This window comes from Gillisia sp. Hel_I_86 (genome assembly GCF_007827275.1).
GTDB lineage: Bacteria > Bacteroidota > Bacteroidia > Flavobacteriales > Flavobacteriaceae > Gillisia.
Genome location: NZ_VISE01000001.1, coordinates 475,276 through 488,107, shown reverse-complemented (window position 1 = coordinate 488,107; position 12,832 = coordinate 475,276). Strand labels below are relative to the sequence as shown.

General features: G+C 35.7%; 8 protein-coding genes and 2 tRNA genes. 7 read left to right on the top strand and 3 right to left on the bottom strand.

What is annotated here, in order from left to right; genetic code table 11:
* Positions 1–277 precede the first annotated feature (277 nt).
* Together JM83_RS02130 and JM83_RS02125 are read left to right on the top strand one after the other, a co-directional pair.
* On the top strand, positions 278–1,042 hold the full coding sequence (locus tag JM83_RS02130; protein ID WP_144958923.1) for a hypothetical protein: 765 nt from the start codon (positions 278–280) through the stop codon (positions 1,040–1,042).
* 71 nt (positions 1,043–1,113) lie between these two features.
* Complete coding sequence (locus JM83_RS02125; protein ID WP_144958921.1) at positions 1,114–1,881, top strand: hypothetical protein; 768 nt, start codon at positions 1,114–1,116, stop codon at positions 1,879–1,881.
* Between the two features lie 275 nt (positions 1,882–2,156).
* Here JM83_RS02125 and JM83_RS02120 read toward each other — a convergent pair whose 3' ends face one another.
* The 3 genes from JM83_RS02120 to aceB all read right to left on the bottom strand — a co-directional run bounded on the left by JM83_RS02120 (position 2,157) and on the right by aceB (position 6,644).
* A complete protein-coding gene (locus JM83_RS02120) occupies positions 2,157–3,329 on the bottom strand; it encodes a pyridoxal-phosphate-dependent aminotransferase family protein (RefSeq protein WP_144958919.1) in 1,173 nt (390 codons plus the stop codon).
* Between the two features lie 25 nt (positions 3,330–3,354).
* Positions 3,355–4,971, bottom strand: a complete 1,617-nt coding sequence (locus tag JM83_RS02115; RefSeq protein ID WP_144958917.1) for an isocitrate lyase — start codon at positions 4,969–4,971, stop codon at positions 3,355–3,357.
* Positions 4,972–5,045: 74 nt separating this feature from the next.
* A complete protein-coding gene (aceB, locus tag JM83_RS02110; protein WP_144958915.1) occupies positions 5,046–6,644 on the bottom strand; it encodes a malate synthase A in 1,599 nt (532 codons plus the stop codon).
* Positions 6,645–6,761: 117 nt separating this feature from the next.
* Here aceB and JM83_RS02105 point away from each other — a divergent pair, with 117 nt between their 5' ends.
* The 5 genes from JM83_RS02105 (at position 6,762) to JM83_RS02085 (ending at position 12,827) form a co-directional block, all read left to right on the top strand.
* Complete coding sequence (locus tag JM83_RS02105; protein WP_144958913.1) at positions 6,762–8,240, top strand: helix-turn-helix domain-containing protein; 1,479 nt, start codon at positions 6,762–6,764, stop codon at positions 8,238–8,240.
* A 146-nt stretch (positions 8,241–8,386) separates the two neighbouring features.
* Positions 8,387–11,020: a DNA mismatch repair protein MutS gene (mutS, locus tag JM83_RS02100; protein WP_144958911.1), complete on the top strand. Its 2,634-nt coding sequence runs from the start codon at positions 8,387–8,389 to the stop codon at positions 11,018–11,020.
* Between the two features lie 102 nt (positions 11,021–11,122).
* A tRNA-Gly gene (locus JM83_RS02095) sits at positions 11,123–11,195 on the top strand.
* A 98-nt stretch (positions 11,196–11,293) separates the two neighbouring features.
* A tRNA-Leu gene (locus tag JM83_RS02090) sits at positions 11,294–11,379 on the top strand.
* Between the two features lie 365 nt (positions 11,380–11,744).
* The gene (locus JM83_RS02085; protein ID WP_144958909.1) at positions 11,745–12,827 is read left to right on the top strand and encodes a transposase; all 1,083 of its coding nucleotides are present in this window, start codon (positions 11,745–11,747) and stop codon (positions 12,825–12,827) included.
* The last annotated feature ends 5 nt before the right edge of the window (positions 12,828–12,832 follow it).

Sequence of the window (12,832 nt, the reverse complement as noted above, 5' to 3'; positions counted from 1 at the left end):
TAAATTATCCAGATGAATACTGAGATATCTTTGAAGTCAATTTAAAAATTATTAATAATTTGTAGTTATTTAACATATTTTTAATAACTTTAGAGTCTCTTACCCGTAATAAGTGAGATTTTTTATACCTCCCGCCCAATATACCCCAATTGTATTTTCCGTAGTAAACGGAATTAATCCCCACGTTTTAGTTTTGAATAATAGCACTGATCCTCAAATTTTAAAATCGGGATCGGTATTTTATGATAATTAATTAACCAACTAAAATTCAAAGATTATGAGAACCATTAAATTTTTAGGGCTTTTATTATTTGCTTGTATGTTCACTTTAAACATGCAATCGCAGGAAGAATCAAGATATCAGAAGTATCTAATCCATATGGATCCTGTAAAACCATCCATGCAGGCAGAATATGAGAAGACTGCTGCTAAATTCGTGAAAATGTGTAAGGACAATAATTACGATCAGGATTGGATGACCTTGACCACAGAAGATAATGAATACCATTATATCTCTGCTCTGAACAGTTTTGCTGAACTCGATGAAAACCCAATGGCGGCTCTTAGAGAGAAAGTGGGAGCCGATGAGTTCGGAAAAGTGTTCAAGGAATTTGACAAATGTTATGATAAGCATTCAGACTATGTATTGTCACTAGATAAAGAACTTAGTTATATGCCAGACGGTATGAAAACTATGATTGAAGGTGAAAATTATAGGGAAAACACCAAGTATTATTTTGCCCCTTCAGATATGGACAAAGCTATGGAAGTGGCTAAAGCTTTCAAGAAATTTTATTCAGAAAGTAATATGGGAATGCATTATAGATTGTACAGAAGCGGATTTGGAACAGATGGCACTTATTTTTTGGTTGCCGTAGCGGCAAAAGATGCCATGGATATGGAACGTAAAAGCGCAGAAGCTAGAAAAGCGATGGGAGCAAAGGGTCAAGAGCTTTTTGGTAACCTTAATAAAATCCTTTTAAAAACCGAAACGATACGAGGATGGATGAGACCAGATCTTTCCTATGTGGCTTCCAAGTAGATTTTAATACTTTTTATAACACTTCGAATCTTTTTTTATAATAACCTGCACTAATCAACTAACATTTAATTATGAAAAAGATTTTTTACTGGATATTGTTAATTCCTTTTTTAGCAGTATCCCAAAATGGAAATGAGTACATGGTATTTGAAAACGGCTTGCTATCTCCAAAGTTGGATAAGATTTCGCAATTCGAATCTGGACTGGCGGCACACAATAAAAAATACCATAAAGAAGGACAATATGGTGCCAGAGTCCATTGGATAGGGAATGGTCCCAACACGGGTAAGTATTTGTGGGTAATGGGACCGCTGCCTTGGAGTGCGTTCGATACCAGGCCAGAAAAAGAAGGGCATGATGAAGACTGGAACACCAATGTCCTGCAATATATGCTGCCGGAGACAGATCAAATCTATTGGAAATATGAGGCAGGGCTTTCTAATTTTCCGAAAGATTTCACTCTCAATAAATTGTTGGTGGATTTTTATGATATAAAACCATTTCAAGGACCAAAGGCAATGGCTTTATTAGAAAAAATAAAAAAGGTAATGATGGATAAATTTCCAACAGAAACTTACGGAATTTATACTAACGAAATGCCAAACAGTAAAGATGGAAATGATATTGCTTTTATCTCGTTTTTCGAGAAATCTGCATGGATGGGAGATGATTGGAAGTTTGCCGATAAGTATAATGAAGTACATGGCGCAGGTAGTTTTGCGACCTTTCTAAAAGACTGGGAAAATGTGACTCAAGGAAAATATACTGAAATATGGCATTTTAGACCAGAGCTTAGTGGCTTGTCTGGCGACATAAAAGTTGCAGATAGACAAGAGTAATAGTTTGTTTTTAGCCAGAGGAACCTCCAACTTCATGTACATGAAGTTGGAGGTTAATTTATATCCATCTTGAAATTCCTTATTTAATCCCTCATCGAGGGTTTGATTCCCCGAGGCTTGCCTCGAATTTTTAAAAATAGTTTCCAATGCATACCTCGTGGGCTTGCCCCGAGGTTCTTGATTTTTCTTTTAAGGACACCCTAAATCTAAGCCATAAAAGGCATGAATAATCTTACAACCTCATTGCTTAGCTTAATATTGAAATTAAAAAAAAACTAATCAGGTTTTAAAAGCTCATTTTGAAAAGTTTGTAAGCTTTTGCCCGCAATCATTTGGTGGCCTAAGTCTAGTAAAGCACGTTCTAGCACAGCTAATACCGAGATAAGATCATTGGATGAGACCGAGCCCATGTGACCTATTCTAAAATAAGAGGTTTTTATTTCTGCAAGTAGTCCCCCTGCAACTATTACGTTATCGTTCGCTATTTTTGAAAGTAAGGCTGTACCATCAATTCCTTTGGGATAATAAACAGCTGTTAAAGTATTAGCAGCTATCTCGTTTGTTTTTGGTAACAGTTTTAGGTTTAACGACGCAATAGCTGTTCTAAATGCCATTGCTAGACCCCGATGTCTTTTTACCCTTTTGTCCATTCCCTCCTTACATATTATCTTCAAGCTGCTTTCTAATGCTACAATTAAGTTAACAGCTGGTGTTCCAAAGTAGGAAGGTCTTCTCTCTTCATAAGCGTTCATTATTGGCAACCAATTATTCCAATCTGCATAATAATTGCATACCGGTGTTTTTCTATTTTCCCAAACTTCCATCGCTTTTTGAGATGCTATTAAAAGAGCGAGTCCGGGAGGTACGCCAATAGCTTTTTGAGATCCAGTTAATACAACATCAATTCCCCATTCATCTTGATTGATCTCTTCTCCAGCCACCGAGCATACGCCATCTAAAACACTTAAGGTATTATATTTTTTGGCTAAATCTGCTATAGGCTTGGGGTTTACCAAGATTCCTGTAGAAGTATCTACGTGAGTTATAGTTAAAGCTTTATATTGATTAGTTTTAAGTTCTTTTTCTATGGAATCTAGACTCACAACTTCACCTAAAGGAGCTTCTAAAATAGTTGTGTTAGCTCCATATCTTTTTGAAATATCTTCAAATCTTTTTCCAAAGTATCCAGAAGAAATTATGAGTACGCGATCTCCATGCTCTATTAAATTGGAAATTGCCATATCCATAGCTAAAGTGCCGGTTCCCGCAACGATAAAAGGTTGTCCCATTGGTGATTTCCAAACTTCTCTCATTAGTTCAAGGCTATTTCCAAAAACCTCTATAAAATCTGGAGCCACATGACTTGTTGTGGCCATGCCCATGGCTTGTAGCACCTCTGGTTCAAATTCAATAGGACCAGGAATCATGAGTAACTTTCTACCTTTCATTTGTGCTTGTTTTTTATTTAGTTATTTAAACCAGTTGTGGCTCATTACTACTTGTTTTAACTTCAAACTGATTGCTTGTATTGCCCTCTCCTCCAGCTTTCAAAGCATTATCTCCGGCAAAGAATGTTTTGTGATCGTCTCCCAAATCTGATCCAGCCATGCGTTGATGTTTTACACAAGAAATTCCTTTACGAATTTCTTGTCTCTGCACACCTTTTACATAAGCCAACATACCTTCTTCCCCAAAATATCCTTGCGTCAAATCATTCATGTGAAGTGCTGTTGTATGATACGTTGGCAAAGTAATTAAGTGATGGAAAATCCCAGCATCTCTTGCGCCATCTTTTTGGAAGGTTTTAATTTTTTCATCTGCACGATGGCATAATTCCGAACCATCGTATTGAGAATCCATTAAATTATTTCTATCGTACGTTGTCATGTTTTCACCTTCTGCAAGCATTTCTTCGTATACTTGATTACGGAAGTTTAAGGTCCAGTTAAAAGATGGGGAGTTATTGTAAACTAATTTTGCGTTAGGCACAACGGTTTTAACCCTGTTAACCATGTGGGCAATTTGTTTAACATTTGGTGTTGGCGTTTCAATCCACAATAAATCAGCTCCATTTTGGAGGCTAGTAATGCAATCTAAAACTACTCTATCTATATTGGAAGCTTTTTTAAATTTATACAAGCCATTGGCTAATCGTACTGGGCGCACTAATTTACCATCTCTTTTAAGAAGTACATCATCTTCCTTGGCATTATTAATATCTAATTCTTCAACTTCTACAAAGGCCAAATATTGTGAAGCTAAATCTCCAGGTTCTTTACTAACAGGTAATTTTTGGGTAAGACTAGCGCCTTCAGAATCTGTTCTTGCCACTATAATACCGTCATCTATCCCTAATTCTAAAAAGGCATATCTAATAGCATTTAACTTGGCAATAAAATCTTCATGGGGAACGGTAACTTTTCCATCTTGATGCCCACATTGTTTGGCATCAGATACTTGATTCTCAATCTGAATAGCACAAGCACCAGCTTGGATCATTTTTTTAGTTAACAAATAAGTAGCCTCTTCATTGCCAAAACCGGCATCAATATCTGCAATTATAGGCACTATATGGGTTTCAAAATTGTCTATTTGATCCAAAACGTCTTCTCCGTTCTCTAGTCTTTTGAATAAATCATTCAACTCTATGGCATCAGCTTGACGTAAAAAATCATAAATCTCTGCAATAAGTGCGGGAACAGTAGTTTTTTCATGCATTGATTGATCTGGTAATGGACCAAATTCAGACCGTAATGCTGCTACCATCCATCCAGATAAATATAAGTATTTTTTATTGGTAGTTTCATGGTGTTTTTTAACTGCAATCATTTTTTGTTGGGCCACAAACCCATGCCAGCAACCAAGAGATTGAGTGTAATTAGATGAATCGGCATCATACTCTGCCATATCCTTTCTCATGATACCAGCTGTATATTTAGCGATGTCCAAACCTGTTTTAAAACGGTTTTGTGCAACCATTCTGGCTGCGTTTTCAGGACGAATTGCACTCCAGCCTTTTCCGTGTTTTTCCTTAAGGTCCCTTACTGTTTGTAGTGCGGAACTGTAATTGGTTTGTGATAAATTTTTCATAATTTTGAAATAAGTTATTAAGTATTAATAATTAGATCCTGTTAATTGTTGCCGCAATTGCAGGATTGTTTTTTTTATATATATTGATAAGCGGGAAGGGTTAAGAATTCTTCAAACTCTTCTGATAAAACTAATTTGTCAAAAAGCTCAAAAGCCAATTTAAACTTGCTATTCTTCATGTGTTCTTCACCGATTTCAGCAGTGATTTTTTCTACTTCCTCATTAAATAAGTTCTTATACAATTCAAGATTAAATTTTCTGCCATCTTCAAGTTTGACTTCATTTTTTAACCATTGCCAAACTTGGGTCCTTGAAATTTCAGCAGTGGCTGCATCTTCCATTAAATTGTAAAGAGCAACAGCGCCATGTCCTCGCAACCAAGCTTCGGTATATAATATTCCTACATTAATGTTCTTTCTAATTCCGGCTTCGGTTACGGTGCCTTTAGGAAGCTCAACTAAATCTGCTTCGCTTATGGTAAGATCATCACAGGTTACATGCAATTGGTTAGGCGTTTGCATATGCTTATTAAATTCTTCCATGGCTACTTCAACTAAAGCCGGATGCGCAACCCAGGTACCATCATGGCCATTTTTAACTTCTCGTTCCTTGTCTTTTCTTACTTTCTCTAGAGCAACAATATTCGCATATTCGTCATTTTTAATTGGTATTTGAGCCGCCATACCACCAATAGCGAGAATTCCTCTTTTATGGCAACGTTGAATAGCCAATTTTGAATAAGCATCCATAAATGGGGTTGTCATGGTTACTTGATCTCTGTTTGGTACTACAAAATTTGGATGGTTTCTAAATTTTTTGATGTAAGAAAAAATATAATCCCAGCGACCACAATTTAAACCAACGATATGATCTTTAAGTTCATAAATTATTTCGTCTAACTGAAAACTAGCCGTAATAGTTTCAACCAAAACAGTTGCTTTATTTGTTCCATTTGGTACTTCCAAATACTCCTGAGCAAATTCAAAGACGCTGTTCCACCAACGAGCTTCTAAATAATGTTCTAGTTTTGGTAAATAAAAATAGGGGGCAGTATTATTACTTAATAAGGTCTTCGTATTGTGAAACACATATAACCCGAAATCCACTAAACTTCCCGATGCTTCTTCATCATTAATTACCATGTGCCTTTCGTTTAAGTGTAAACCTCTTGGACGAACCAATAAAACCGAAGTTTCATCTTTTAATTTATAGGATTTATTACGTTTTGTATCGACTAAGGAAATGGTTTTATTATTAGCATCTATTAAGTTTTGTTGTCCCTCCATAACATTCTTCCAAGTTGGAGAATTGCTATCTTCTAAATCGGCCATAAAAGTTTTGGCACCGGAGTTAAGTGCGTTTATAATCATTTTTCTATCTACAGGCCCAGTAATTTCTACACGTCTGTCCTGTAAATCCAAAGGGATATTGCCAGCGGCCCAATTGCCTTCTCTAATGCTTTTAGTCTCTTTTGAAAATTCCGGAAAATTTCCTCCATCAAATAATTTTTGTTGATTTAATCTACTGTTTAATAATTCTAATCGCTCTGCATTAAATTGTTGATGCAGCGCAGTAAGAAAATTCAACGCACCGGAAGTTAGAATTCTTGGGTAATGATTTTTAACATTTTTAGAGAATTCCAGTTTAGAAGGTATTAATAAATTGTTGTCCATGATATAATATTTATAAGACAATATTAAAACAAAGTTTCCTATAAAACAAGCGAACGTTCGCTAAATATATTAATTCGCAAAATAATAATGTTCGCAAAATAACTTATATTTGTTGTTATGGAGGAGAATTATATAAAAATCATATTTGGCTTAAAGTTAAAGCAGATAAGGACTGACAATAAATTATCCTTGTTTGGATTGTCCAAACTTTCGGGTTTGTCCAAGTCTTATTTAAATGAAATTGAAAATGGAAAAAAATATCCAAAACCAGATAAAATAGCGATTCTTTCTGAAAAATTAGATGTGCCGTATGACCAAATGGTGTCTTTAAAATTAGATAAAAATTTAGCACCTATTGGAGATTTATTGCAATCTAAAATATTAAAGGAAATACCTCTAGACCTCTTTGGAATTAAGGAAAATACTTTAATAGATATTGTTGCCAATGCTCCTGCAAAAGTAAATGCCTTTATAAGTACTATTATTGAAATTGCACAACACTATAATTTTAGCAGAGAAAGTTTTTTTCTTGCTTCCTTGCGTTCCTTTCAAGAAGCAAATAATAATCATTTTGATGATTTGGAGCAAAGTGTTTTAAAATTTGTAAAAGCCTACCAATTAGATTTAAGCCAAACAATTTCCTCAAAAGATTTAGAAGAAATTTTAATAGAGGAATATGGATATTCTATTATTGAAAATGAATTGAGTAAATATGAAGCTTTAGATAATTTACGTTCAGTTTTTGTCCCTAAAACTCATACGCTCTTATTGGCAAATGAGATTGATGAAGCCCAGCGTGCCTTTATATATGCAAAAGAACTTGCATATAATTTTTTAGAAACCAAAGATCGTTTGTATACATTTCCTTGGATAAAATTTGATAGTTTTGATCAAGTACTTAATAATTTTTATGCCTCCTATTTTGCAGGTGCTTTAATTATCCCTAAAGCCAAAATAACAGCCCAGTTAAAATATTTTTTTGAAAAAGATTTTTTTGATGAAAAATTATTTTTAAAATCCATGCAAGAATTTAATGCTTCCCCCGAATCATTTTATCAGCGTTTAACTAATATTTTACCAAAAGAATTTAATATTCAGAATTTGTTTTTTTTAAGATTTACACATACCGCTAAAAGCGAAAAGTATTATCTAAAGAAAGAACTTCATTTATCACACCAACATTCCCCCCGAGCTAACGAAACAAATGAACATTACTGCAGGCGATGGGTGTCCCTTCAGGTTTTAAACAATATCAATAAAAATAAAAGGGAACATGAATTTGATGTTCAGATTTCGAACTATCCAGATGATGGAATGAAATACTTAGTGCTTTCTTCTGCAACAAAAGATCCTTTTAAGGAAAATTATTATCGAAGTATCAGTATTGGTTTACTTATTAATAAGCAATTACAAAAAAAACTTAATTTTTTATCAGACCCTGCCATTAAAACCCTAAACGTGGGTGTAACTTGTGAGCGTTGTGCGATAAAAGACTGCGAAGTGAGGCAAGCAAATCCTGTTTTCTTGGACAAGAAAGCAAAAAACAAAAAGATAGAAACGATTGTAGAAAAACTTAATACCAATTTTAACGTTTAAGAATTCTATAATCCTTTTCTGAGATTTAGCTTTTATCAAACTTATTCAAGAAATCTATTTGTGGATAATTTCAGATAAATGCTTCTTTTAAAATTTCTAATAGCTTTAAAGATTAAGTATTTTAGCAAGAATAAAATTGAAATCTTTTGGCAGCTAAAAAACCGAAGCAGACCACTCCGTTAATGAAACAATATAATTCCATCAAGGTGAAATACCCTGATGCATTGTTATTATTCAGAATAGGGGATTTTTACGAAACTTTTGGGGAAGATGCTGTTAAGACTGCCAGAATTCTAAATATTGTACTTACCAAACGAGGCAATGGCTCTGAGACAGAGACTGCTTTGGCCGGCTTCCCACATCATGCGCTAAATACCTATTTGCCAAAATTGGTAAAAGCAGGTTTACGAGTTGCTATTTGCGATCAATTAGAAGATCCAAAACTCACAAAAACCATTGTGAAAAGAGGCGTGACAGAATTGGTGACCCCTGGAGTTGCTATGAATGATGAGGTATTGAATAGCAAGACCAACAACTTTTTAAGTGCCGTTCACTACGGAAAGAAAACAATGGGAATTTCTTTTTTGGATGTTTCTACCGGAGAGTTTTTAACAGCACAAGGCTCAACAGAATATATAGATAAGCTACTTCAAAATTTTGGGCCAAGTGAGGTGCTTATTCAGAAAAACTATAAAAAGGAATTTACTAAAACTTTTGGGGATACTTTCCACTGTTTTTATCTGGAAGATTGGGTTTTTAAATTGGATTATGCCTACGAATCCCTAAACGGGCATTTTAAAACCAAGTCCTTGAAAGGATTTGGAGTAGCTCATTTGGAAGAAGGAATTATAGCTTCTGGATCTATCCTATATTATTTAAGCGAAACCCAACATCATAAATTGCAGCATATCGCTTCGTTAAATAGAATTGCTGAAGAGGAATATGTTTGGATGGATCGGTTTACCATTCGTAATCTGGAACTATATAATTCCAACGCACAAAATGCGGTCACGCTTTTAGACATCATAGATAAGACCATATCCCCAATGGGAGGAAGAATGATGAAACGCTGGCTTGCCCTTCCGCTTAAAAATGCTGAAAAAATAAAAGCGAGGCATCAGGTAGTGCGTTATTTTATTCGGAATAAAGAGGAGTTAGCACAACTTCAAAAACAAATAAAACGAATTAGTGATCTCGAACGCTTGATCTCCAAAGTGGCTACCGGAAAAATTTGTCCCCGGGAAGTAATCCATTTAAACAATTCCCTGGATGCTATTTTGCCAATCAAGGAATTGGCAATGAATTCCAAAGAAGAGTCCTTAAAAGTCTTGGGGGATAAGTTGCAAAGCTGTGGAGTCCTTAGAAACAAGATCAATGAAATGCTACATGAGGAGGCGCCCGTGAATATCGTGAAAGGGAACACTATTGCAAAAGGATTTCATATAGAATTGGATGATCTTAGAAATATCGCTTTTTCAGGAAAGGATTATTTGAATGAGATGCTGGAAAGGGAGAGTAAAGCCACGGGTATTACGTCTCTCAAAATAGGAAGCAATAATGTATATGGCTATTATATTGAAGTAAGAAACAGTCATAAGGATAAAGTGCCAGAGGAATGGACCAGAAAACAAACCTTGGTGAATGCCGAAAGGTATATTACCGAAGAGTTAAAAGTATACGAAGGGAAGATCCTTGGGGCAGAGGAGAAGATCCTGCATTTAGAGCAGGAGCTATTTGCAGGCCTTGTAGATTGGTTGAGGGATTATATTAATCCTGTACAGCAAAATGCGCGGTTAATTGGTCAGTTGGATTGTTTGGCTTCTTTTGCGCAACAAGCAATCTTAGAGAATTATAACAAGCCCGAAATAGATGACTCGACCGAATTGGAAATCAAAAACGGAAGGCATCCGGTTATAGAAAAGCAACTGCCACATGGGGAACAGTATGTGACCAATGATGTTTTTTTGGATAGGGAAACTCAGCAGATAATTATGATTACCGGGCCCAATATGAGTGGTAAATCGGCTATTTTAAGACAGACTGCACTTATTGTATTACTGGCTCAAATGGGAAGCTTTGTTCCGGCAGAAAGTGCGAGAATTGGCTTGGTAGATAAAATCTTTACCAGGGTAGGGGCGAGCGACAATATTTCTATGGGCGAATCTACTTTTATGGTAGAGATGAACGAGACGGCGAGTATCCTGAACAACCTTTCTGAACGCAGTTTGGTGCTTTTGGATGAAATAGGTAGGGGAACAAGTACGTATGATGGAATTTCTATAGCCTGGGCAATTACGGAGTATCTACATGAGCACCCTACCCGTGCAAAAACACTTTTTGCAACCCATTATCATGAATTAAATGAAATGGGGGACACGTTCGCTCGTATCAAAAATTATAATGTATCTGTAAAGGAATTAAAGGACACGGTGTTGTTCCTTCGAAAATTGATTCCTGGAGGTAGTGCACATAGTTTTGGGATCCATGTTGCCAAGATGGCCGGAATGCCACAACAGGTAATTAGCAAGGCAAACAAGATTTTGAAAAGGTTGGAAAAATCCCATAAAATGGAAGATTCCGGAGAAATTTTAAAAAATTCGGCAGAACAGGAAATGCAGTTGAGCTTTTTTAATTTGGACGATCCATTGTTACAAGAATTAAAAGAAGAATTGTTGCATATTGATATTGATACACTTACCCCAATCGAAGCTCTCATGAAGCTTAACGAGATAAAGCGAATGTTAACTGGGAAGCAAAATGCCAATATGGAAACCCGGTAAATATTGTAAAAAATCCTTTGCTATTATAAGAATTGTTTTAAATTTGCAACCGCAATAAGAAATCATTGCTCCTTCAGGAAACTGGAAAGGTTCATACAAATCGCGAAAATAGCTCAGCTGGTAGAGCGCCACCTTGCCAAGGTGGAGGTCGCGGGTTCGAATCCCGTTTTTCGCTCTGAAAGGCGAAACATTTGAAGTTTGCGGGTTCCCCCGACGCTTAGGGACCATTTTTCGCTCTAAAAGGCGAAAAAATCGCTTTATATAAAAATCCACGCTCGGATGGTGGAATTGGTAGACACGTTGGACTTAAAATCCAATGATCAGCAACGGTCGTGCGGGTTCAAGTCCCGCTCCGAGTACAAAAGCCGACTTTGACGAGTCGGCTTTTTTGTTTTGGTAAAATATAGGTACAACATTTTTAAAAATTCATCTTTCTATTTATTTTGATACTAAATGCTTTCATTTCATTGCATTTTCTATCAAGGTGTAAAATTCTCCAAAGATTTGATCTTCTAGTTTAGAAGTTGTTGTGGGAATTCACTTTTCAGAAAAATTATTTAGTGGTTTAGGTATTTTAAGAAATTCTTTTAAATTCGCTTTTTTTTTCATCTTTTCTACATTTAGATTTTTTCTACTAAAAACACCAACAATTCAAATAAACTCATTTGATATCATTCTGTATATTATTAACTGATGTTACGCACAAAAGTATTAAATTCCATTTATGAATGTTAATAACCTTTTAGACTTATATACTGGTTATTTGTTGGTTACACCGACTTACAGTACAGCGACCGGTTTGTCATTAGTGACGGATAATAGTGTTGGTCATGAGCAAATAACGCGGTTGCTATCCAGTAAAATAGACTCAAGAACCTTGTGGTTGGAAACTAAAGCTATGGTTCACGAAATTAGGTCATCAGAAGGGTTGTTGATTATTGACGATTCCATTGAGCCCAAAAAACACACAAAAACCAATCCTTTAATAAATTGGCACTACGACCATTGTAGCGGTAAAAACGTTAAAGGTGTAAATTTTGTGAGTTCCTATTATTATAGTCCCAAGTATGATATTGGCCTCCCTGTAGGTGTTGAGTTTGTAAAGAAAGATGTAGCCGTTTTAAACAAAAAAAGGAAACCTACTTTTAAAAGCAAGGAAACCAAGAACGAAATGATGCGCCGCATGGTGGTACAAGCAAACCACAACATAGGTTTTAGGTATGTTTTGGCAGACAGCTGGTTTTCATCGTCAGAGAATATGAGCTGTATCGCACAAGACTGCAATTCAGATTTTATAATGGCCCTTAAATCAAACAGGGCCGTAGCATTGAGCGAACAAGATAAAGCAAAGGGCATCTATCAAAGTATTGAATCGTTAACGCTGGAAGAGCGTACTATGTCAGTTTATTTAAAACAATATAGTGACCCTATATTGATAACTAAGCAAGTCTTCAAAAACGGGGACGGTAGTACTGGTACGCTTTATCTAGCTACAAGTGATTTAAACTTAGATTACCAGAGCCTTACTACAATCTATCAAAAACAGTGGAAAGTAGAGGAATTTTTTCGCTCCATTAAAAACAATACCGCTTTTGCCAAAGCACCAACGAAAACTGTACAAACACAACAAGCCCATTTTATAGCATCCATGATTGCGCATATGAAACTTGAAAGGTTAAAAATTAGAACCCATAAAAATCATTATGCAGTGAAAAGTGAAATATGGCTTGCTGCCACCAAGGCAGCTTGGAAACAATGGGAAGAGTTATCAACATCAAATAGCAATTTAAAGAAAATTGCTGCGTAACATCA